The organism is Halorussus salinisoli, from assembly GCA_005239435.1.
GTDB lineage: Archaea > Halobacteriota > Halobacteria > Halobacteriales > Haladaptataceae > Halorussus > Halorussus salinisoli.
Genome location: SZNP01000011.1, coordinates 153606 through 174884, shown reverse-complemented (window position 1 = coordinate 174884; position 21279 = coordinate 153606). Strand labels below are relative to the sequence as shown.

The following is a 21279-nucleotide window of genomic DNA, read 5'->3' as shown; positions in this document are numbered from 1 at the left end:
TTATCCACCGAATGTGAGCAGAACGGAGACAATACACCAACCATGGAACTAGAGCTTCAGGATACGAACGCGATTGTAACGGCTTCGAGTAAAGGGCTTGGACGTGCTACTGCGACGGAACTCGTTCGAGAAGGCGCAACCGTCGTGATAAGTTCACGGAATGAAGAACGTCTTCAGGAGGCAAAGAGTGCTATCTGTGCAGATACTGGCGCCGATGATTCGATGGTTATCCCGGTCGTCTGTGACCTAAGTAACGAGGAAGACATCAAGTCAAGCATGATCAAAGCGGTCGAACGACTCGGCGGACTAGATGTCCTTGTCACGAACCACGGCGGCCCGCCCTCGAAATCGTTCGATGATGCGACGCTCAATGAGTTCGACGCGGCCTACCGGTCCGTCCTTCGGAGTACAATCACGGTGATCGAAACGACGTTACCGGCGTTACGAGATGGTGGTGGTTCGATCACGAACATCGTCTCGGCGTCGGCGCAGGAGCCGCCGGCAAATCACATCATTTCTAATGTTTTCCGTTCTGGGATATACGGACTCTCAAAGGGACTCTCTCGGGAGTACGCGACAGACGATGTGAGGGTGAACTGCGTCTGCCCCCGAGGGATTATGACGGACCGAATCGAGTACAAAATCGACGTACTCGCAGAACAAGAGAACATCTCTGTTGAGGAAGCGACGAACCGACGTCGTGAAGAACTCCCTCTTGGTCGGCTTGGCAATCCGGCAGAGCTAGGTCAAGCAGTCGCGTTCCTCGCCTCAGACGTAGCGAGCTTCACAACTGGAGCTGTCTTTGAAGTCGACGGTGGCTGGTCAAAGCACGTGTTCTAATTCACCAACTGTCACCAGAAATCTAGATTATCAGTGCATTTTTAGCAGCTACTATTGGCAGAAAGAAAGTCTGGAAAAGTAAGGCGTTCGAACGCAGGAACAAAAGTAGTTGGAGAACCACTATGATCGAAGAAGGGTGTGAAAAGTGGGGATTTCACCTACGGCGAACCCGAACACTCGCTAGCTTCAGACGAAGCTATAACTTGACAGCCGATGAGATGCCCTCTCCCGGTGGGTTCTATCCACGGCTCACACTATTGTTCGCGGGGAAACTCCGTAACCTCGTCGAGCGTGGTCTCAACGAAGTCGCTATTCCCGACGCTATTGACGTTAATCTCTACTGATTCAGGGCGTAAACACCGACCGAGTTAGGGACGTAGTGATTGCCGACAGTACTGTGGTGCAATTGTATCAGTTCCTCGCTGATAGGTACGGAGCCTAGAAAGGGAACAGGCATTATTCAGATTAGTTGATTCCATGCGAAGGCAAGCGTTGCAACCAGTTTTCGGCGGTGCGTGGCATGGCGGAGATTATTTGCGAACTGTTTGGTTCGGCGTTTTAGCTTTTTGAATACATGTTCAATGCTATTCTGATCTTCATGTGTGATATATTGTAACCGGGGTTTTATTCGAGGAATCAATCTTGTAGCTAGAGTGTGCTATTGACAAGAAACACCGAATCAGCGATATGGCGTTTTTCTTGGAGTTCCGTAAGGAACTGACTGGTCACAACGATAGCACGCATCGGATAGAGCTTCGTGTAGAGGTAGTGGTTGGTTTTGGGATTGACGGCGGCGAACAGCTATTATTACTATTAACCTACATCAATCACTGTTTCATCGACCGTAACGCGATCCGGGCTCTACCCATCAACCGGCTGCAGACGAAATTTCTACAACTAATTATGTATAGTTGAATGACAACGTTCGACGCCGAACTGCTCCGAGACACAAACAGTTTCTACAATCGATACTTCAGCCATATGGGGGTAGATAGTGAGCTTCATCACCGGCTTCGGTGTTGCTTCTCGCTCAACAAACTCTATCCTTTTCCATTAACTGTTCAACAGTGTTTTTAACGTCGTTACCCGCAATACCGCCAGATAACACGTCTCTCGCCGTGAACTCTTCCGTAGGTGACTTCCAGCGTCTGGGTCATAGAACTTCAAGTACTCGGCGTGATCTCGGTGGCATCCCTTGCCGGGTGTGCGGGCCGACTCAAAGAATCCGCAGGCTCCGTCGATGGCGGCGGCCGTACTATCGGCTACGTATGAGGGCGTGATGGTCACCCCGGACAAGTACGTTCTCGCCAGCAAAGCGAAGCGCGTATACGCGAACAACCAGCGACAGATTAGCTCGGCCGAAGGTGCAACAACATCCTCACCCATATCACGGTCAGCCACGAAGGCGACTCCGCCCACGAATTCCCGAAATCACGGATACAGGACAATATCGACCTGTTATACGACAGGGAGCGGGCGTCGGAGAGTATGCGGAACGACGCGACGCGGGCATACATTGTCGGACTATTCTCGTGCCGTGAGCGGGTTTGAATGCGTTTTCTTCGGTAACGGTCACCGCAATACGTCGTTAGACTTCCGTCCACGAGAGGTCGTCGTTGGGGCCTGCAGATGTAACTTCGGCGTACGTCAGGTCAGTGAGTTGGCAGTCGTATAGTTCATCGAGGATTGTTTCGGTTGCGGCAAGGGCCGACTCGGGCGTCCACGTGTAGTGCGTGACGCTGATACTGTCGTCTTCGGCTGCAGTCGTCTCGATGTCCGAGTGATTGGCGCAGTACGTGTCGAACGCGGCGCGCTCGTCGTCGGTATGGGATTCGAGGGTGAGGACGTTCGGGCCGACGTTGAATGGGAGTTTCTCGCCGTCAACATAGAGTTCGACCACCGGGAACGGGTTGGGGACATCCTCCGCGGCATCGTTGAGCGCCTGGAGGTGCTTGTACGCGTCGTGGAGAAGTTCGCGGGGATTGGTGTCTGCAGGAGTCAACTTCACGGAGTTCTCGGTGTCGTCGTTGAAGTCATCCCACGTGATCTGTTTGATGCCCTCGTCGGGGCATTCCTGTTCAACGGCGTGGGTTATATCCGCGAGGGTGGCGTCGAACGCTTGGAGTTCGGTCGTCAGGAAGTCGATGACGGCGTCGGTCGTCCAGTCAGTTGGCTGATTTGGCGGCACTCCAGACCCGTATTGGGTGAGGGGGATGTCGCCATCTCGGTGGTCAAGGGCGTCTTGAATGACGATGAACTGTTGTTTGTGTTCTGGCTCGGCGATGCCGTGGGAGAACTGGAGGACGTGGGTGTCGTCAAGGTAGATGTTGATGAAGGGGACGCCCGTGTCGTGCGAACAGTGGTGGTCAAAGAGCGTGCGGAGTTTTGCTTCGGCGGTGGCGGGCGTTGACTGAGCCATACCGGTCTAGATGAGTGGGCGGGTGATAAGCCACGGGAATTCGTTAACAGCCCCAGTAAATCTAATTGTCCTGTCCGCACTTGGTGGCGGTCGGCTGACGGACGAGCGTTCGAGACCGTGCAGACATGTCGGAGGTAGTCGTGGGCGTCAGAATCCCACTACTGCAGTACAATAGTGCAGTTGGCGTCGAGGTCAGGTTCACTTGATGTTGGAGTTGGTGCGTCACAAAAGTCGCACGAGAAGAACTGTTCGTCGCACCGCGGGCATTGCTCCCATCCACAACCCTCGTGGTGGACTAGATGGAGTGACATCCTCGCCCGCCCTAAAGGGCGGAGCCTACTACAAATGAGCAATGTGTTGTGCAAATTTGGAAGGTGTAGTTCTGATGTAGACTTGCCTTACTCCTCGACGTCTCGTATTTGCACCCTCCCGTTGCTTTGCGCAACGATGAGATAGTCGTTCACCGTGAATGTCACTTCCACGTCGTGGATGTCCCCGGTAACAAGGGCGTCGAGGGCGTCTGGATCAACCTCGTCTGCTAACGTGAAGGAGGTCTGGGATGGCGGTGTATCTTCGAGGTTGGCAAGGGTCATTGCGATGGCGATGCTCGGCGGTGTGCCTTGGGAGTCGTTGAACGTCGTGCGAGACCTGACAGTCGTGTCAGCGCGGTCGCGTCTCCCGGTATTATTCCAATCCATAGAGGGCATTTTCCTGTTTCCACAGGCTTTGTCATACAACCACGCTTCATTATTAAAGACCTAGAATCGTTGCATTGAATTCCATTTGCGGCAAATATTCCGTTATAAAGAGGTGTATAATTCCGTCCTATTTGTTAATTTTTATATTGTAAATTATGGTGTTTATTTAGATGTCTGTCATTGACTTCATTAGATGGCGTGAAAGAGAGTCTCTCCAAGGTGGACAAAAATGCGAATCGGCAAAATGAGTGGGTTCAAATAACGAGTTCGTTGAGTACATCTCGGTGAGTACAGATAGTTACGGTTGCGACGTTCCCGGCCTCTGCGATTTCTGCCTGCGTCATCAAGCGGCCTGCTTCGCATCCTGCCTTGTACAGGTGAGCAGCAGCGAATCCCGCCGGGTCGACACCGGAAGTAATGCCCGTTGATTCGGATTCCTTCGCCAACCTCCGGGCACGTCGCCGGATGTGATTCGGAACGCCGAGTTCCGAGGCTAATTGCGGAATGAGTGAAACAGCCAATTCTGATCTGCACCACACATATTAAAACGGACGAACCGCTATTCTAGAATACGATTCAATGGTCCGTCTAAATCGCCAGCGAGAGACCGGGCAAGAACGGACGTCTGAAGACCAATCAGAAACAGAAACGCAAACCTGCCCAGAGTGTGACTCGGAGAATCTCGTTACGAGCGGAGGTGGCAACGAGATCGTCTGTGAGGACTGCGGGCTCGTCATTGACGACCAACAGATCGACCGTGGGCCGGAGTGGCGTGCGTTTAATCACAACGAACGCCAGAGCAAGAGCCGTGTGGGCGCGCCGACGACTCAGACGATGCACGATAAGGGATTAACCACGCAAATCGACTGGAAGAACAAGGACGCCTACGGCCAGTCACTCTCCTCCGAGAAGCGCAGTCAGATGAGTCGCCTCCGGAAGTGGCAAGAGCGCATCCGGACCAAAGACGCTGGCGAGCGCAATCTCCAGTTCGCCCTCTCGGAGATTGACCGCATGGCATCTGGGCTCGGTGTTCCTCGGTCGGTCCGCGAGGTCTCCTCGGTTATCTATCGACGAGCGCTCAAAGAAGACCTGATTCGTGGCCGGTCTATCGAGGGGGTCGCAACCAGCTGCCTCTACGCAGGGTGTCGCCAGGAGGGTATTCCGCGGAGCCTCGAAGAAGTCTCGGAGGTTTCTCGGGTCGAAAAGAAAGAGATCGGGCGTACGTATCGCTACATTGCGAAAGAGCTCAGCCTCGAGATGGAGCCGGTCGACCCCAAAGAGTACGTGCCGCGGTTTAGTTCTGAACTCGGCGTGAGCGAGGAAGTCAAAATGCAGGCGAACGAGATTATCGACAAGAGCGCAGAGCAGGGGTTGCTCTCTGGGAAGTCACCGACGGGCTTCGCTGCGGCCGCGATCTATGCGGCGTCGCTCCTCTGTAACGAGAAGAAGACTCAGAGAGAGGTTGCCGAGGTCGCGCAGGTCACCGAGGTCACGATTCGGAATCGGTACCAAGAACAGATCGAAGCGATGGGCATCCACTAACGCTACGAACGGGGAGTCGTACCAGCTATTGTCGCCTTCATGATGGAAATGCTGGAGTTCATGAGGGTACGCTCCCTCTCTAAGAGTGATGAAGCGGTCGTCACCGTCTCGACCACTACCAACGTATGCAGAGGAGGTACTCGAAAGTCTGCAACCGAAACTCAAGCCGACACCAGAGGGACTTCCACAAGACACGGTAGAGGCATACTTAGACACAGAAGGCTTTGAGGACTCAACGATTGACGTGGCGCTCGAGGAACTACTGAACCGCGGCTACATCTATATCGTGAACGACCAAATACGGCTTACAGAGAGTAATATATGAGCACTGCACCGGCTCCGTCGCGAGTGATATGCACGCCTCGAGATAGTACTATTGACCTCAGGTTCATGTGGAGTTTCGTTTTCAGTGGAGGAAGACGACAAGACGGACCACCGTTTCCAACTATGGGGTTCTTTATAACCCCCTCCCACCCCACTGTTTCCAACTTTGGCGAAAACAACGAGGCGATTCTAGGTAGAGCTTGAGTGTGATCGAACGAAGTTATAACTAGAGTTAGTATAGCTAGCTAGTTTACCGCTACCACGGGTATAGTTTAAGTTCGTTCATTATAAAGCTTTCCGTGTTAGAGTTTGGGGAGAAATCAGTTCCACTTGTTCTCGTGGTAAAGTTGGAAATAGTGGGGGGAGTGTGCTTTATAAGGAAACGCCTGGTTGGAAGTAGTGGTGTGGGTTGGAAAGGTTGGAAACGGTGGTTTTATGATGGCTTCCCGTGACTGCATCTCACATGGGCTACTTCGACGATGACGGATTCCTCGATGAACACATCATCAAAAACCGGAGCGTCTTAAAACCGGAATACAAACCCGAGAAACTCGAAGAACGAGACGAGGAACTCGAAGAATACGTGAAACTGCTTCGACCGCTCCTGAAAGGGTGGGACCTCGATAACATCTTTCTCTACGGCCACTCCGGTGTAGGCAAGACCGTCGCAACGCGGACACTCCTCCCTGATCTACGGGACACCGCCGAAGAACAAGACATTAACGTGGATTTACTCGAAATCAACTGCTCGTCGGCAAATACCTCGTACCAGTCCACAATCGAACTCATCAATGAAGCACGAAGTCCTGAATACCCACTTACGACACTCAACCTAGATAAACCCGAATTGAGTAAGACCGGATATCCTGCTGAACAAGTCTACGAGGAACTCTTCGACGACCTCAACGAAGCTGCGGATAACATCATTCTCATCCTTGACGAAGTGAATACACTCGGTAGCGATAGCGAACTTCTCTATCAGCTCACGCGTTCTCAGACGATGCATAAGCTCGAAGCCGAACTCTGCATCATTGGTATCAGTAACGATTTCAACTTCAGAGATGACCTGCCTGCTCGGGTAAAAGATACGCTCTGTGAAACCGAGCTTCACTTCCCAGCATACGAACAGAACGATCTTGTCTCAATTCTTTCTCGTCGAGCCGAACAAGCGTTCTATGATGGATCGACTGAATCTGGCGTGATCGAACTTTGTGCAGCATTAGCGTCTCGAGACCGTGGGTCAGCCCGGCAAGCGATTCGTCTATTGCGGAAAGCCGCTGAACTCGCCGAAAACCAAGCAGTAGAAACAGACAATCTTGATAGTATCACAGAGCAACACGTACGGGATGCTGAGGAGATTATCGAGCGAAAACTCGTGACAACCGGAATTCGAAACCTCACGACCCACCGAAAGTACGTTTTGCTGGCTGTTACGAATCTTGCTGCTCAGGGGAACACACCCGCACAAACAAGGGATATCTACGAGTACTACCAGACAGTCGCTCGGGAGTTCGGTCGAGATCCGCTTACTCGTCGTGGCGCGCATGAACATCTCCTTGAGATGTGCGATAACGGGATTCTGAAAAACGTGAATCGCGATCAGCGAGGTCGTGGTAGGCCAAATAAGTACAAACTTGACACGCCACTTGAAACGGTGATTGATGCTTTAGAGCAGGAAGAAGACGGTGAGATTGACAATTTAGACGATCTCCGAAATCAAGCAGATCGACAGACGAGGCTCGGCGAGTAAGTTGGAAACAGTGGGGTGTCTTGCTTATTAGAGATTGCAGGCGAGAATACCATGCCGTAAACGGCGTGGCTGAATCGCCGTCATCGTCTCACGTTCGCCCGTACTGGAAGTTTCACAGTCCCACACGGTAAGTGATGGGCTGTGCGCGCAAAACTGGCAATTGACTCGGTGTTTGCCACGGCAAGAGTCGAAACCAAAAGGTAAGCCGACCGCGCCGCCCGACACAAAACAACCAGATACCTCGAAGCCCCATCCAGGGTACGAGTATCGGCTTCGTGGCAGAGCCAGCGCCGTCGGTCGCACACCTGAGACTCCCACCCGTCCGAATCGACGGGAACCGCCACTTGTGCGGTTCGGGAGGCCCGCGCCTTTAGGCACAGGAGGATGTCACATACCTCGAAATCTTGGAAGGGTTCGAAGTAGCGGGTTAGTGCCGTTTTCTCGGTGGGTTGGAAACCGTGGGGTGTATTGTTTTTAAAGATTGGAAAACATGGTGTGGTTGGAAACGAGGGTCTGACACGCGTCAGACACAAGATGGAAGCAGTGGGGTGTCTCCTTTTAAATACCTAGAAAAGACGGTCCATGGTGGTTGACGGTCAGCAACCCATCGCTAGAGCTGTGGGCTTCCGTCTCGTATTTGCTATGACCGTGTCAAACTCTCGTAACAATGTGCGAGGAGAAACTCCGTAGCTTCAGTCGAGGTCGTTCCAAATAAACTACTCAACGCTTCTCGGGTTGAATATCTGGAGTGGAGCAGAAATGTTTCAATCTTCGCAAGAAAATCGTGTTATTTATACGAAATCAGAGTTGATCCGGTGTATGAAACTCGATAGTACCGACCGCGAAATCCTCAAAGCGCTCCAAAAGAACGCACGAACGCCATTTAGCGAAATCGCCCGTCAGATCGATATGTCGAGCGCGACCGTTCACGACCGCGTAAACAGTATGGAAGATGCAAGCGTTATCGAGGGTTATCACGCCACAGTTGATGCCAACGAACTCGGATATGGTATCTCGGCCTTCGTCGGTCTGGAAGTCGAGCAAGGTCGCGATCCAGATGTACTTACTCGTCTCGAAGACCTAGATGGCGTCCAAGAAGTCAACCTCACGACTGGATCGTGGGATGTACTCACAAAAGTCTACGCCGAAGACGCTGACCAACTCCGCGAACTCATGTTCGAGAATATCGCCCAGATGGACGGCTTCAGTCGCTCCCAGACAATGGTCATTCTCGGAACATCCTACGAGACAGAGGAACTCCCCATCAACGACGAGGATCAGTAAGTTACCTACTCAGCCAAATTAGCGTTCGCCGCCGACATTTTTCTTTGCTGGCTCAGTCAGAAGCTAGTGGCTGGTTCGTTGGTTTCACTTCGGCGGTAATCTCTCCCTCACGACTCTTTCTAATGGTCACCGATGTCTCGAAGAGACAGAACTCGGTTGTCAGAGGTCCGTCCGTGCTCTCAAGAAACGTCTCGAGGGCTTCGATATCTGTCTCCTCGTATAGACAGAACTCGGGTCCATTCATTCTCAGGTCGTTTTGCTCGGAGATTTTCTCGATAAGTGTCTGTGTCAAAGATATGTTTGAATCGGTCTGCGTTCTCATGCTCATGATTGTGACCCCTGTATTTGCTGTCTTACTCAGGAGTCCGATTAATAAATAACTCTCAGTATATGAGTGTGAGATGAGAAATGAAGTGTATAATGAATTATATCCTGTCAATTTCACTGAGATACGAGCTCTCCGCACGGAGATGCCGTATCAATCGTCCCCAAACTCCATATAGAGGGAAACTCGTCTTCCCACCGTCCCTAATCTGAAAGCAGTCACGCTACGCTGTCGTAACGCGGGAGTGACGCGAAGCGTAACGTAGAGGAGGGAGTGGTCCATTGGCTTTTCGGCCACCAGTACACATATTGTCTTGTAACGCGATTTTCACCTCAATGAGAATTGCATTCGTTATCTATGACGGAATGACGACCTTGGACTTCATCGGCGCGTATGATTCACTTGTCCGCCTTCAAACAATGGGTTTCTTGCCTGATCTTGAGTGGGACGTTTGTGCTCAGACTGAAGAAATACAGGATGGGACGGAACTCGCTATTGGTGCCTCGCAAGTCGGTCAATCCTTGGCTGACTATGATCTTCTGTACGTGCCAGGAGCTCGCCGTCCACCGTTGGACACCGAGTTCATTGATTGGATTCGGACGGCCGCGCCTGTTGAGGGTAAGGTCTCGGTCTGTACAGGGGCGTTGATTCTGGGTGAAGCTGGGTTCTTGGAGGGGAAGCAGGCTACGACGCACCCAATGGCGTTTGATGACCTTCGACGGTACTGTACAGTGGTTGAGGACCGTCGTATTGTCACTGATGGAAATGTCACGACCGCTCGTGGGGTGACGGCATCGATCGATCTTGGCCTCTACTTGTGTGAGGAATTAGCCGGAAAAGACGCCAAAGAACAAATCCAGTCTCAGATGGACTATCCGCATGAAACGTGTTCGGCTGTGGATTAATACTTGTATGGTGAACTATCAACAATATTTAAGTGGGGTGTGAGGTATTAACACTCAGGGTGAATGGCCACAATGGGCAATATTCATGATTTTTTAGATGAGGAATTCACGGTCGCAGCTGTACAAGCATCTCCCGAGTATTTAGATCGGGATGCAACACTTGAGAAAGCCTGCCGTCTCATCCGTGAGGCAGCAGACAACGGCGCAGAGATTATCGGGTTTCCCGAGACGTTCATCCCCGGATACCCATACTGGAACTGGGTCAATGCCCCGATTGACGGCTACGACTGGTACAAAGAGTACCGGCGCCAAGCAGTTGATGTACCGGGACCGGTCGTTGACCGGCTCTGTTCGGTCGCTGCCGATACTGAAACGACGGTCGTCATGGGTATCACTGAACGGGACCCGAACACCGTCGGCACGCTGTACAACACGAATTTGGTTATCAGCCACGATGGCGACCTTCTCGGCAAACACCGGAAAATCGTACCGACGCATGCGGAGAAGCTTTCCTGGGGGCGCGGCGATGGTTCCTCGCTCCATGTCTACGAAACACCGTATGGACAACTCGGGACGTTGGCGTGTGGCGAGAACACCAACCCCCTTGCCCGGTTCGCCTTAATGGCGCAGGGCGAGCAGATTCACGTTGCGAATTATCCGGCGTTCCACTTCAACCAGGAATACGACATCGGGCTAGCAACCAAGATTCGGTCACACACGCACGCGTTTGAGGGAAAGGTCTTCAACATCGTCTCCACCGAGTACTTCGATGAGAGTTTCTATGAGGTGTGCGAGACAGATCGCGCTCGGGAACTCCTAGGCGGTGAGAACCAGAGTTATTTCACGGCGATCGTTGGCCCGACCGGTGAAATTCTTGCCGGCCCACTCGGTGACGAGGAAGGAATCGTGTACGCGGACATCAACCTTGAGGACACGGTAGAGCCGAAGCTGATGCATGATGTCGTTGGACAGTACAACCGTTTCGACATTTTCGATTTCGAAGTTGACCGAAGTGAACTCAAACCCATGCACGAACGTAGCCGTCAGCCGACCGAAGAACAACGAGTTGACCAACAGCGAGCCTCCAAGAACGGTGAGACGAATCAGAAGGACCAGCAGACGGTTGATTCGGTAAGCCAATCAGACGGAGGTGAACGGCAATGAGTACTGCCGAACGGTCCTCTGCGTGGTTCATTCCCCGGACCACAATCGGCAAAGTACTACTGGGGCTGTACCTCGTATCATTAGTCGGGGTCTCGATCCCACTCTACAATATCGCGTTCAACGACCCAGAGTTGCTCGGACCGTTACCTGAGACTGCAGCATGGACGTATCTCTGGTTCGGCGTTATGAATCTCGTTCTTATTGGAACGTACTACGGGTTGTTCAAGCCGTGGGCTGAACAAGCAACGCAGTACATGGATGAATGGGAGCAAACGTCGGCGGCTGATTCAATCGAGGAGACGCCTCCGACTGCGACCCAATCGACTGAGCGAGGTGATGACTGATGGCAGTGAGTCTTTCAACGGTCGTCGCGGTGCTTGCCGCCTACATGGTCGCAGTAGCAGTGATAGGATACTATGGCTGGAAGCGAACGGGCAATACGCCTGAAGATTACTATCTTGGTGATCGCAATCTCGGGGTGCTTGTACTAACTGGCACCGTCTTGGCGACCTGGTTCAGCACCTTCGCGTTCCTCGGTGGCCCCGGGTTCTTCTACTCGTCCGGGGCTGGCTGGCTATTCTTCGGCCTCTTCAATATTACCGGACCGCTTCTAATCTGGGTAATAGGCACCCGGTTTTGGCTGTTGGGGCAACGCTTCGACCACGTCACACCGTCGGACTTACTAGCCGAGTTTTACGAGGATGATGACGTCGTTCGTATCCTCACAGCACTCATTGGTATCTTCGCGCTGATTCCATATGCCACGATTCAACTCTCAGGTGTCGGCAAGGCCCTTGTCGGCCTCACCGGTGGGAGCGCTCCCTACTGGGCTGGTGTTCTCATCCTCACGGCGATGGTCGCTGCCTACATTTATATCGGCGGCCTGCGAGCCGTTGCCTGGACCGACGTCATTCAGGGCTTCATTTTCATTGGGTTCTTGCTCCTCACATCGTGGTTCGTCATTGATTGGGCAGGTGGACTTGGCTCCGGGTTCGCTGCGGCGCTTGAGGCAGCCCCCGACAAATGGACGTATCAAGATAATAATCCTGGTGCATGGTACACTGGTGCACTTGTCTGGACAATGGCCTGGGTGTTTATTCCGCATATGTGGCAGAGGATGCTCATGGCGAGGAATCCCCGAGTTATCGCAAAGACGGCTGCTATCTCCGGGACAGTCAGCCTCTGGGCGATAACTTTCTTAGGACTCATCATCGGTGGCATTGGCTCCGGGCTAATTCCAGCTCTACCTGAAGGTCAGAGCGCTGATGCAATCGTACCGATCTTGTACTCTGAGTTCTTCCCAGCTGGTGGTGTCTTGCTCACCGTTGCTGCATTCGCTGCAGCAATGTCAACCATGGGGAGTCAAATCCTTACCAGTAGCTCTCTTTTCGTTCACGACATCGTGAATCGTGGACTGGACGTGGAGCTAAGCAAAGAGCGTGAGAGTCGGGTTGGGCGGATGTTCATCATCGTGTTTGCAATTGTTGTTCTCGCATTCGCGATGAGCCCTGCTGGCCGCCGAGCAATTGTGCCGCTGGCAAGTGACGGGGTGGCCCTAGCATTACTCTTCATTCCGCCGACGCTTGGGCTGCTCTTCTGGGATGAAGCCTCCAGTGCGGGAGCGCGCTGGTCGCTACTCATCGGGTTTATCTTCATGCAGGCTGCCATATGGACCTCGTTCGGCAATCTCTTCCCGTACTTCGGGGCACCTGCATGGGGACTTGCATTGACGGCCGTCGTCTACTACGGTGTCTCAAAAATGAGTGACCCGGTCCCGATGGACATACAGAGCGAGTATCGTGAAGTGTTGCGGGAGGGAATGAGCATCCGGGAAGAACCGGAAGCAGGAGTTGGTACGCCAGCAGACGATTAACTATTTTCACTCCCTTGACGGCTGATCATTGATGATTCGTGTTCACCATAGAGGATTAGCGTCGGGACGGTAATTGAGGTGAGATTGACACTGGCTTTGTGGAAGGACGAAATGGTATGAAACGCTTCGACGCGAATCAACTCCGCAGCATACTCGAACACCGTCGCGATGCCTTCCGAGATGGCGCGTTAACTGAAGACGTCATCCCGCTCGGAGCCGCGTTCGCTGCACAGAGTCACGGAGACGCACGGAAAGCTATTGACCTCATCCGGAAGGCTGGCGAGTTCGCTGATAAGTATGGCCACGACTAGGTTACAGAAGAACACGTTCGTGAGGCTCAGAGCGAAATCGATGTTGACCGAACGCAGAAACTGATCGAAGGATTGTCCACGCAAAAGAAGCTCTGTCTGTACGCGACTGCTGCAGTCCACTACTATTTTCACTCATCGCTGGATTCAGTCCCAAGTCCGGTCGGGTACGAGGTGTACAAGTGGCTGACCGAAAGTATAGATGCTGATCAGATGACTCGTGAGACGTACGTGAAGTACGTGAAGGAACTGGAAGCCTACGGACTTATCGTCAGTGAACGACGTGGTCGTGGTCGAGGTCGTGGGATGCATATGGAGTTCCAGTTCGGGAAGAATACCGAGGCGATGATCGACCATCTCACTCACGATTCCCGCCTCACGGGTATCAAGGACGAGTTGTTGAAAAGTGTCGTTAACGCGAAGGTCAACGATTTCCCTGACTAAGAAGGCAATTTGCGCGAATCTTCGGGACAAGGTGTTGGTACTAACCTCAGACCCCCCGTCATCGATGTGTAAGTCATGGTTGGTAATGACGAAGTGTCGCTGTTTGATGATAAGCCAACAGAGGGGTGTGTCGGAATATAATCAGGAAGAGAGATCGTTTTCAAGACGTCGAGACGAGCGGAGAGGGTTCACGCTACACATCGACGTAATGTGATTTCTACTCCTCTCCTCTTTACAACTCGAAAACGGAGGGTGTGGGATTGCTATCCGCAACGATAATCAATCGCCGAGTGTCGGTTCACTCCTCGTCTGGATTGACGGGGCCTTTGTACTGTGAGCGGATTTTGTCTCCGTCCCGCCACTGCCAGTAGTAGTAGCGATTGCCGTTAATCTCCTTGATCGTAATCGTCGCCTTCGACGGGACGTCATCTGGGAGATCGTCCGGTCGTTCTTCGATTTCATCTTCTCCCTCTTTTTCGGCAAGACGAACTTCACGCTCACGGTATTCAGCGAGTTCCTCAGCGTAACTGGCGACGTGACGAAGGTGTTCGGGCGAGGAGTCGTTGAGTGTGTCGACGATGTCGGTAGGGAGTTCCGCTGGAGGTTTCGGTGGCTCGTAGGACATGGAGATTCAACCCGTATTAACCAACACAGGACGCCAACACCGTAATTTTGTTGGTTAAGACTGTCTCGGGCAACCCGTCAATCCCCGGTAATTGTAACATTACTCGAAACCATTTTATATATGAGTTTCATATTATGTTACATCGTGTTGCAGAGCATCGAACTGGAGGTCCTCGCCACCGTCGAACGCGGCGACACAATCTCCGACCTCGCGACGGATCTCGACCACAGTAAGAGTTATCTCTCTCGTGCCGTCGCGGACCTCGCCGAGAAAGGCTTAGTCCACACGGAGCGCAACGGCCGTCAAAAACAGGTCATTCCCTCAGATGCTCGGGCAGTGGAACTCTACCAAGATCTCGTGCGCCAGCACTCCCACATCGAGTTTTCCGAACTGTTGACGGGCAAAACTCTCGAGGTACTGTATTACCTCGACCAGTCGCGCACTGTCGCCGAGATTGCCGAGCAAAGTGAGAACTACCGCAACACAGTCAATCGCGTTCTCAAACGGTTACGAGACCGTGGACTCGTCGGCACGAACGACGGGTACTACCACTTCAACGGGGACTTCGACCAACTTCACGACTTCGCACGTGAACTTGCCCACCATCTCCACCGGCAGCGCCTTGAATCAGTTGCTCCGAACGGGACACTCCTCTGGGAAGACTACGACGAATTTCTCGCGCAAACGGAGACGGAAATCGACACCGAGCACTTTCACGAGACCGGCCTTGCACGGTTCGCGGCCTTCGACCTCCAGTTTCTGCTTACCAGCCACCGCTACTACCTCTACTCCGAGAACATAGAGACAGTCTCGCCAGCGGAGCTCTGCTGTCACACGCTACTGATCGACGACGACACCCGTCACCGATCCTACTGTTTGCTCCTGCTCAGTCACATCGACGTCGACGAGGGTGAGCTTCGAGACAAAGCGGCGAAGTACGGGTTGGAAGACGAAATCGACGCCTTGCTCCGGTACCTCGAGACACACGGCGACGTCGAGGACGACCCCCTCCCCGAGTGGTCCGAGTTCCAGGAGTTGGCGGCTGACTACGAGGTGTCAACCACTCCATGAGACCAACATTCGGACGCGGACGCTACCGCCGCGTCCGGCCGGTGGGACATCCCGGTGAGTGCGGCGGCGGAATCGGTCGGCGGGCGGACGACCGCCGGCAGACTCGTTTCACTCGACTGCCGAGCCCGGCCTCACGGAGTTCGGCCGGACGCCGACGGAGAGAATCCATCGAGCCTGCGCTCACTTCGCTCGCGCGGACGCCACAGCACTATTGCGGTCGCGAGCCGACGATGGGACATGAACCACGAGACCTGGTCCGAAGCGCAGGCCGAGACGACCGTGACGGTCGACGGTCACGACCTGTCGCTGGCGTACCGCGACGCGGGGGAGGGCGACCCCGTCCTCTTCCTCCACGGCATCCCGACGTGGTCGTTCCTCTGGCGGCGGATTGCGCCTCCGCTCGAGGGGCAGTTCCGAACGGTCGCCCCCGACTTCGTCGGCTACGGCAACAGCGATCGAAGCGACGGCTTCGACCGTTCGATCCGTGCCCAGGAGCAGGCGGTCGCCGACCTTGTTGACCAACTTGGGCTCGACGAGTTCCACGTCGTCGGCCACGATATCGGAGGTGGCGTCGCGCTCCGGTACGCTGCACACGCGGACGGTCGCGTCGACAAGCTCGTCCTCTCGAACGCGACGGCGTACGACTCCTGGCCGGTCGAATACATCACGTCGCTGGGGCTACCTAAGACGGTCGAGATGGACCCCGGCGCATTCCGCGACGAACTCGACCGCGCGTTCGTCGACGGCCTCGAACACGCCGACCCCGAGCCGAAATGGATCGAAGGGATGACCGAGCCGTGGCTTAGGTCGGACGGCCAGCGGGCGTTCGCCCGCGCCGCCGTGGCGACGAACACGAACCACACTACGGAGATCGATTACGGGGCCGTCGACGCTGACCTGCTGTGCCTGTGGGGTGCGGCCGACGAGGAACAGCCGGCCGAGGACGGTCGCAGGCTCGTCGACGATGTCGGCGGCGAGGTTGTCGCGTTCGACGATGCCGGGCACTGGGTGACGGAGGACCGACCGGCGGCGTACCGCGACAGACTGGAAGAGTTCCTCTCCGAGTAGCGGCGATCGGCACGACAGCGCCGATGAGTGTGTATATCGGCACGGTGTCGAGGTAGAGTCAACCTCTTACTGTGACACTCTGAATTGAATACCAATCTCCGGTGCAGATATTAGTCGGACACGTAATTGTGAGGGCATCGATAGCAGCCATCCTGCTACCTCTTCGAAGCAGGTTTTCGCACTCTCCGACGAGATAGTCGATGAGGCCCGCACGATAACTGTGGCAGTTGGTGATCGTTCATCTCTCTCGCGTCCGAACGCGAGCGAACAGTTGTGTTCACTCGGCGTTCGCAGTGCTCGCGAGGATTAGTTCGGTCGCCTCGTCGGGAGCGTCCCAGTGAGGATAATGCCCACTGTCCTCGAACCAGTGCAAGTGAGCGCTGGGGAACCGGTCCAGCGCGCGTTTTGCTTGCCTGGGCAGGGTAACTCGATCCTTGCGACCCCATCCGATCACGACTGATCCCGCTGTGGAGTCCGTCCCCGGTTGGCTGGGGCCGAAGGCTAACCGACGCAGTAGTTCATCGAACGACGGCGAGTCGGCGAAGGTCCGCATCTCTTTCCGTGCGACGTCGGCGGACAAATCCCAGGGCCGTGCCGAGAGTTGCGATAGAAGTAGCGTCCGACCGACGGCGCTACCCGTAAGCTGGTCCATCACGGGTTGGAGGAGGCGAACGAGACGGATCGAGGGAGCGAGCGTCGCGTAGAAGAAGTACCGCTCCCAGCCCTTCCAGAATCCACCGGGGTCAAGCGCGACAGTGGTGCCGACCGTCCCCCGGCGCGCGAGCTCGAGTACCAGTCGTCCCCCCATCGAGTTACCGACCACATCAACGCCGGTGAGGTCGTTGGCGCCGAGAAACGACGTTACAGCATCGGCGAGGGTGTCGATGGACACTTCCCCGGATAGCGCCGGCGTCTCACCGTGACCAGGGAGATCCACTGCAATCACCTCACGCTCGGCGGTCAGTTTGTCGAGGACGGGGGTCCACGTACGCCAACTCCCGCCCAACCCGTGAATGAGGACTAACGGCTCCCCCGTCCCTCGACGTACGTGGTTCATTTTCATACGCTACGACGGGCCTCCAGCGTTGTAGGAGTTCTGTCCGCTGACGCTGTATTTGGGGCGACGGCCGTCGAGTTGCCGGTTCGCTTCACGAGAAGAAGGTGTGCGTACGACGTACGGCTATCTCGATCTTGTACGCTAATCACCGTCCGTGAAAGACTGAAATGACTTCGGCTCGTAACGTATTGTCCTCCTATGACCGAAAAATTACCCGACGAAGAGCGACCGCAGACAGACGACGAATGGAAATAAAAGCTATCCGCCGAGGAGTATCGCATCCTCCGCGAGAGCGGAACTAAACCGCGCTTCTCGTCGGACCTGTTGGACGTCGACGAGGCCGGGGTGTAACGGTGCGCCGGGTGCGGTCAGGAGCTGTTCGACGCCGAGACGAAGTACGACGCCGACCACGCTTGGCCGAGCTTCGTCGACGCAGAGGAGGGAAGCGTCGGGTTCCGTGACGACAACAGCCACGGCATGACGCGGACCGAGGTCGGGTGTAGTAGGTCCGAGAGCCACCTCGGACACGTGTTCGACGACGGTCCCGAACCGACCGGAGAGCGGTACTGCATCAACGGTGTCGCGCTCGACTTCGAGACGGACACTGAATAAGAGAACAATGCCGCGCGATTACGAACGATTTCAGCCCATGAACCCCACCGCAACCATGATACGTGAATACGATCGAAAAGCACCGAAATCTTCGAGGGATGTCTCGACGCTCTCTTCGACGACTTCGAGTCGGCCATCATCTCCAAACGTGGTCTGTTGCTGAATCTCGATTTCTGGTCGATTACTCATGTTCTTCGAGCCTCCACCCGTTTGAGGCTCGAAAAACAACGTTCTCCGCGAGACGGAGTGTTACCAGTAGTTGGTAGCACGGTTTCTGTATTCAGAACCATCCGTGCAACCGCCGCTCAATATAGAGCGTGGATTTAACACGAGTAAGCGAACGAGATACCTTCTGGTTTGACTATGATTTGAACGTCTTCGCCATCGCGTAAACAGATGTCCACGTCAGGGTCGTACTCGTGTCTTATCTGGTCTCCGCCATTTAGTGAGACGACAAGGTGGTCAACTCGATTTTTGACATCCTGTGATTCATTAGCGTGTTCCGGCGGCAACGAGTACGAGTGGTCAAGTAGCAGGGAGCTATCCGTCGCGTAGACGGCTACATTGAGGGTAATTTGTTGATTGGTCTGGTTAGTTGGGATAATTTCGACGGTCGTTCCTTCTCCACCCTGTTTCCCTCCGACGCCGAGACAACCAGATATGATGGGACTGCTTCCAAGAGCGGTGGAGAGGAGAGCACGTCGTCTCATGCGAAAAACTATTGATACTATCGATAAATGCCTTCTCACCGTCTGATAGATTCGCACCACGCATTGAGCAAAACCACCGAATCAGTTACGGGATGTCAACTGAATAAAGAAACCGTATCACCAACTACTGTTACGCCTGCTCTGACCGGATTTCTTCAGCACGTCGTTTGAGCCGTCGTAGGATTTGGATGCGATTCTGGTGGGTGTTCTCATAGGCGACACAGGCACGGAGCGTGTCCATGTCGTCTATCGTCGCAATGCTTGGGTCGATGAGCCGGATGTTTCGCGGTTCAAGTCGTTGTTCCGGTGAGAGTCCATTCGATTCATCGTCATCTGAGACGGTATTCACTTGTCGTCGCCTCCACTCCTGTTGGAGGCGACCAAAAACAACCGAGAGCAATTCTTGGGACTCCACGCCGAAAGAATACGTGCGACGTGTTTCGAGGTCATGTTTTCGGGGGAAGTCATAGAGTTCGGGATCGGTTGCTGGTAGTTGTGCTTCGATACAGCGTAGGAGTACGCAATGAGGTCGTCTCGATGCGCAGAGTGCTATTCGGGGAGGTCACGTCGCCCGGTTCGGTAGCACTCCCAGCACGGAAAATCGCTGGAGAGGTCCGCACAGTCACAGTCCGGTTCTTCTGTCTCTACTTGTTCTTCGGGGTTCTCCTCGTGGTTGAGAGAGTGATTTGAGGGCTGGACAGTCTCGCCACCGTCGGCGAGAAGTTGGTGGTGGCGGACGGCGTCGAGAATGGGCCGGCGGAGCGCGATTGCAACGCGGTGTTTACACGCCCCGCTGTATTTCGCGTCTGCCGGGCACGTACACGCCGTCGGCAGGTCGTCCTCGATGCGGACGGTGTACTCGTGATTTTCCGGGTCGGCGTAGCTCCCATTTCGCACACGCACATCGCCATTCAGCAGTTCGAATTCGAGTGCTTCGTACTGCGCTCGTTTCCTAACTCTACTCGTCGTCTTGAGTCTTGCAAGTGGCGTCGTCATTGTCGTCGCAAGGCACCGAGAAGTCGAGTGCCCCGCACCCTTCTGGGGCAGAAAAATTGCTCTGAGTGTCGTTTCTATTTGAGTCTAGACCTCGTTTGCGTGTTCGTCTCACCCCGCCGGTTGAATCTGACGAGTCTCCTCGGCAAGGTCACGAATGTACGCTCGAAGTGCGTCCATATCGTCACGAGCGTCTTCGAGCGTTTTCGCTTTCACCTTCGCCTTAATCTGGTCTTCATCCCGCGTCCCAGTCCCTCGATTGAGTTTCACGGTGAGCGAAATACCGACGACGCTCCGCTCGACGTACTCCGTGGGTGGCGATTCGTCATTGGTCGCTTTCGATTCGGTCGTTGTACAGGAAGGCGAATTGTGTTCTGACATGATGTAGCTGTATTACTGGTGTTCAGTTGGACGGTGCGACGGCTTCGTCGGACAGTTCACGAAGGGTATTTTCGATGTCGGTGCCGGTGAGTCGCCAGTACCCTTCAGGATGAGAGCAGTCCAACTGGCTCACGACCTGTTTTTTGAACGCGGTGTAGTGGGCTAGCGCGACATCTTCGTCGCCGGTGTAGTCCAGCAGAAGCGCAAGCGCAAGTTGCGCCGGGCCACTCCCACCGTATCCCCAACCGAAGCCCGAGGGACTGTGATTCGCCAGTTCGAGACGCTGCTCTGGCGTCACCCGCTCTTGCCCAGGTTGTTTTTCCACAACAGCGCGTCCACGCCGTCGGTAGCCGACGTAGACGACATCCTGTTTCTGGCTTGGCCGTGTCTGTTCGAGTGATTGGGAGTCGGTTGTTCCACTCATGGTTCAATTCGAGGAACTACTTTGAGTCCCCGCATCCCTCAGGGGGTGAAAAACTCACGCGGTCACTCCGTCACGGATTCACTAACTGAGTAATGTTCTGCACCCAAGAGAAGATAAGACGACTTCTGACATTCACTCCCAGAACGCTTCAATTCGGTCGTCTAAGTCCTCAAGAACGCTTGAGAGTACATCCCGCCAGTCGCTTGCGTACTCTGCATCGTCACCGGGCGTCGTTGCATCTGGCGGTGGGTGAAAGTGAGAGCGGGCGTTGTGGCTGTTCGGATGGCGGTCCCACCGACATTCCCAATGGTCGCCGTCGTTGTACTGCTCGGAGTAGTGGACGCTGAAATCGTCTGTTTCGTACCATCGAATCTGGAGATACGCCCGGTCGATAGTCGCCGGAAAGTACCCCATGTCGTATTCTGCCACGACGGAACTCGGCGCATAGTCTGGCTGGAACAC

The 21279-nt window shown here is 54.4% G+C and carries 22 protein-coding genes and 3 pseudogenes; 13 read left to right on the top strand and 12 right to left on the bottom strand.

The features are described 5' to 3' along the window. Positions 1-42: 42 nt before the first annotated feature. Positions 43-840 carry an SDR family oxidoreductase gene (locus E2484_RS24225; protein WP_137287765.1) on the top strand — a complete coding sequence of 266 codons (798 nt, stop codon included), beginning with the start codon at positions 43-45 and terminating at the stop codon, positions 838-840. 146 nt (positions 841-986) lie between these two features. Further along, positions 987-1273, top strand: a pseudogene (locus tag E2484_RS25900) (IS4 family transposase); the annotation flags it as partial. A 1155-nt stretch (positions 1274-2428) separates the two neighbouring features. Here the strand turns inward: E2484_RS25900 and E2484_RS24220 are convergent. The 3 genes from E2484_RS24220 to E2484_RS24210 all read right to left on the bottom strand — a co-directional run bounded on the left by E2484_RS24220 (position 2429) and on the right by E2484_RS24210 (position 4496). Further along, on the bottom strand, positions 2429-3259 hold the full coding sequence (locus tag E2484_RS24220; protein ID WP_137287764.1) for a hypothetical protein: 831 nt from the start codon (positions 3257-3259) through the stop codon (positions 2429-2431). Positions 3260-3657: 398 nt separating this feature from the next. Beyond that, the gene (locus tag E2484_RS24215) at positions 3658-3957 is read right to left on the bottom strand and encodes a HalOD1 output domain-containing protein (RefSeq protein ID WP_170977488.1); all 300 of its coding nucleotides are present in this window, start codon (positions 3955-3957) and stop codon (positions 3658-3660) included. Positions 3958-4211: 254 nt separating this feature from the next. Continuing rightward, the gene (locus E2484_RS24210; protein ID WP_137287762.1) at positions 4212-4496 is read right to left on the bottom strand and encodes a transcription initiation factor IIB family protein; all 285 of its coding nucleotides are present in this window, start codon (positions 4494-4496) and stop codon (positions 4212-4214) included. A 40-nt stretch (positions 4497-4536) separates the two neighbouring features. Between E2484_RS24210 and E2484_RS24205 the strand changes: the two genes are divergently transcribed. The 3 genes from E2484_RS24205 (at position 4537) to E2484_RS24195 (ending at position 8857) form a co-directional block, all read left to right on the top strand. Further along, a complete protein-coding gene (locus E2484_RS24205; protein WP_137287761.1) occupies positions 4537-5499 on the top strand; it encodes a transcription initiation factor IIB in 963 nt (320 codons plus the stop codon). 787 nt (positions 5500-6286) lie between these two features. Beyond that, positions 6287-7573 (top strand): Cdc6/Cdc18 family protein, encoded by a 1287-nt coding sequence (locus tag E2484_RS24200; RefSeq protein ID WP_137287760.1) that lies wholly within the window; start codon positions 6287-6289, stop codon positions 7571-7573. A gap of 819 nt (positions 7574-8392) precedes the next feature. Beyond that, on the top strand, positions 8393-8857 hold the full coding sequence (locus tag E2484_RS24195) for an Lrp/AsnC family transcriptional regulator (protein ID WP_137287759.1): 465 nt from the start codon (positions 8393-8395) through the stop codon (positions 8855-8857). 52 nt (positions 8858-8909) lie between these two features. On the opposite strand, the gene E2484_RS24190 is transcribed toward E2484_RS24195, so the two are convergent. Then, on the bottom strand, positions 8910-9185 hold the full coding sequence (locus tag E2484_RS24190; RefSeq protein WP_137287758.1) for a hypothetical protein: 276 nt from the start codon (positions 9183-9185) through the stop codon (positions 8910-8912). Positions 9186-9517: 332 nt separating this feature from the next. On the opposite strand from E2484_RS24190, the gene E2484_RS24185 reads away from it, so the two are divergent. The 5 genes and pseudogenes from E2484_RS24185 to E2484_RS26240 form a co-directional block, all read left to right on the top strand. Further along, positions 9518-10087: a DJ-1/PfpI family protein gene (locus E2484_RS24185; RefSeq protein ID WP_137287757.1), complete on the top strand. Its 570-nt coding sequence runs from the start codon at positions 9518-9520 to the stop codon at positions 10085-10087. Between the two features lie 63 nt (positions 10088-10150). Continuing rightward, positions 10151-11251, top strand: coding sequence for a carbon-nitrogen hydrolase family protein (locus E2484_RS24180; protein ID WP_137287756.1), 1101 nt, complete (start codon positions 10151-10153; stop codon positions 11249-11251). Then, positions 11248-11595: an Asp23/Gls24 family envelope stress response protein gene (locus E2484_RS24175; protein ID WP_137287755.1), complete on the top strand. Its 348-nt coding sequence runs from the start codon at positions 11248-11250 to the stop codon at positions 11593-11595. The genes E2484_RS24180 and E2484_RS24175 overlap by 4 nt, the downstream gene beginning before the upstream one ends. Beyond that, positions 11595-13124, top strand: a complete 1530-nt coding sequence (locus tag E2484_RS24170) for a sodium:solute symporter family protein (RefSeq protein WP_137287754.1) — start codon at positions 11595-11597, stop codon at positions 13122-13124. Before E2484_RS24175 ends, E2484_RS24170 begins: the two co-directional genes overlap by 1 nt. Before the next feature lie 125 nt (positions 13125-13249). Next, positions 13250-13876: pseudogene (locus E2484_RS26240) on the top strand (cell division control protein Cdc6); the annotation flags it as partial. 298 nt (positions 13877-14174) lie between these two features. On the opposite strand, the gene E2484_RS24160 reads toward E2484_RS26240, so the two are convergent. After that, positions 14175-14501, bottom strand: coding sequence for a hypothetical protein (locus E2484_RS24160; protein WP_137287753.1), 327 nt, complete (start codon positions 14499-14501; stop codon positions 14175-14177). A 144-nt stretch (positions 14502-14645) separates the two neighbouring features. On the opposite strand from E2484_RS24160, the gene E2484_RS24155 reads away from it, so the two are divergent. Together E2484_RS24155 and E2484_RS24150 are read left to right on the top strand one after the other, a co-directional pair. Continuing rightward, positions 14646-15572, top strand: a complete 927-nt coding sequence (locus E2484_RS24155; RefSeq protein ID WP_137287752.1) for a MarR family transcriptional regulator — start codon at positions 14646-14648, stop codon at positions 15570-15572. Between the two features lie 237 nt (positions 15573-15809). After that, positions 15810-16640, top strand: a complete 831-nt coding sequence (locus E2484_RS24150) for an alpha/beta fold hydrolase (RefSeq protein ID WP_137287751.1) — start codon at positions 15810-15812, stop codon at positions 16638-16640. A 277-nt stretch (positions 16641-16917) separates the two neighbouring features. On the opposite strand, the gene E2484_RS24145 is transcribed toward E2484_RS24150, so the two are convergent. Next, a complete protein-coding gene (locus tag E2484_RS24145; RefSeq protein WP_137287750.1) occupies positions 16918-17703 on the bottom strand; it encodes an alpha/beta fold hydrolase in 786 nt (261 codons plus the stop codon). 192 nt (positions 17704-17895) lie between these two features. Between E2484_RS24145 and msrB the strand changes: the two are divergent. After that, positions 17896-18309, top strand: a pseudogene (msrB, locus tag E2484_RS24140) (peptide-methionine (R)-S-oxide reductase MsrB). A 30-nt stretch (positions 18310-18339) separates the two neighbouring features. On the opposite strand, the gene E2484_RS25325 reads toward msrB, so the two are convergent. The 6 genes from E2484_RS25325 to E2484_RS24115 form a co-directional block, all read right to left on the bottom strand. Further along, complete coding sequence (locus tag E2484_RS25325; RefSeq protein ID WP_170977477.1) at positions 18340-18498, bottom strand: hypothetical protein; 159 nt, start codon at positions 18496-18498, stop codon at positions 18340-18342. 651 nt (positions 18499-19149) lie between these two features. Further along, positions 19150-19368, bottom strand: a complete 219-nt coding sequence (locus E2484_RS26235) for a hypothetical protein (protein ID WP_137287749.1) — start codon at positions 19366-19368, stop codon at positions 19150-19152. Between the two features lie 200 nt (positions 19369-19568). Further along, positions 19569-20015, bottom strand: coding sequence for an SWIM zinc finger family protein (locus E2484_RS24130; RefSeq protein ID WP_137287748.1), 447 nt, complete (start codon positions 20013-20015; stop codon positions 19569-19571). Between the two features lie 108 nt (positions 20016-20123). Continuing rightward, a complete protein-coding gene (locus E2484_RS25885) occupies positions 20124-20393 on the bottom strand; it encodes a DUF7389 domain-containing protein (protein WP_137287747.1) in 270 nt (89 codons plus the stop codon). Positions 20394-20415: 22 nt separating this feature from the next. Then, positions 20416-20817: a DUF6166 domain-containing protein gene (locus tag E2484_RS24120; RefSeq protein WP_137287746.1), complete on the bottom strand. Its 402-nt coding sequence runs from the start codon at positions 20815-20817 to the stop codon at positions 20416-20418. A 132-nt stretch (positions 20818-20949) separates the two neighbouring features. Continuing rightward, positions 20950-21246 (bottom strand): hypothetical protein, encoded by a 297-nt coding sequence (locus E2484_RS24115; protein ID WP_321113119.1) that lies wholly within the window; start codon positions 21244-21246, stop codon positions 20950-20952. Positions 21247-21279 lie beyond the last annotated feature (33 nt).

Excerpts from the sequence above, each read along its gene's own strand:
- E2484_RS24225 (WP_137287765.1), top strand. The coding sequence starts at position 43 with ATGGAACTAGAGCTTCAGGATACGAACGCGATTGTAACGGCTTCGAGT.
- E2484_RS24220 (WP_137287764.1), bottom strand. The coding sequence starts at position 3,259 with ATGGCTCAGTCAACGCCCGCCACCGCCGAAGCAAAACTCCGCACGCTC.
- E2484_RS24215 (WP_170977488.1), bottom strand. The coding sequence starts at position 3,957 with ATGGATTGGAATAATACCGGGAGACGCGACCGCGCTGACACGACTGTC.
- E2484_RS24205 (WP_137287761.1), top strand. The coding sequence starts at position 4,537 with ATGGTCCGTCTAAATCGCCAGCGAGAGACCGGGCAAGAACGGACGTCT.
- E2484_RS24200 (WP_137287760.1), top strand. The coding sequence starts at position 6,287 with ATGGGCTACTTCGACGATGACGGATTCCTCGATGAACACATCATCAAA.
- E2484_RS24195 (WP_137287759.1), top strand. The coding sequence starts at position 8,393 with ATGAAACTCGATAGTACCGACCGCGAAATCCTCAAAGCGCTCCAAAAG.
- E2484_RS24190 (WP_137287758.1), bottom strand. The coding sequence starts at position 9,185 with ATGAGCATGAGAACGCAGACCGATTCAAACATATCTTTGACACAGACA.
- E2484_RS24185 (WP_137287757.1), top strand. The coding sequence starts at position 9,518 with ATGAGAATTGCATTCGTTATCTATGACGGAATGACGACCTTGGACTTC.
- E2484_RS24180 (WP_137287756.1), top strand. The coding sequence starts at position 10,151 with ATGGCCACAATGGGCAATATTCATGATTTTTTAGATGAGGAATTCACG.
- E2484_RS24175 (WP_137287755.1), top strand. The coding sequence starts at position 11,248 with ATGAGTACTGCCGAACGGTCCTCTGCGTGGTTCATTCCCCGGACCACA.
- E2484_RS24170 (WP_137287754.1), top strand. The coding sequence starts at position 11,595 with ATGGCAGTGAGTCTTTCAACGGTCGTCGCGGTGCTTGCCGCCTACATG.
- E2484_RS24160 (WP_137287753.1), bottom strand. The coding sequence starts at position 14,501 with ATGTCCTACGAGCCACCGAAACCTCCAGCGGAACTCCCTACCGACATC.
- E2484_RS24150 (WP_137287751.1), top strand. The coding sequence starts at position 15,810 with ATGAACCACGAGACCTGGTCCGAAGCGCAGGCCGAGACGACCGTGACG.
- E2484_RS24145 (WP_137287750.1), bottom strand. The coding sequence starts at position 17,703 with ATGAAAATGAACCACGTACGTCGAGGGACGGGGGAGCCGTTAGTCCTC.
- E2484_RS25325 (WP_170977477.1), bottom strand. The coding sequence starts at position 18,498 with ATGAGTAATCGACCAGAAATCGAGATTCAGCAACAGACCACGTTTGGA.
- E2484_RS24130 (WP_137287748.1), bottom strand. The coding sequence starts at position 20,015 with ATGACGACGCCACTTGCAAGACTCAAGACGACGAGTAGAGTTAGGAAA.
- E2484_RS25885 (WP_137287747.1), bottom strand. The coding sequence starts at position 20,393 with ATGTCAGAACACAATTCGCCTTCCTGTACAACGACCGAATCGAAAGCG.
- E2484_RS24120 (WP_137287746.1), bottom strand. The coding sequence starts at position 20,817 with ATGAGTGGAACAACCGACTCCCAATCACTCGAACAGACACGGCCAAGC.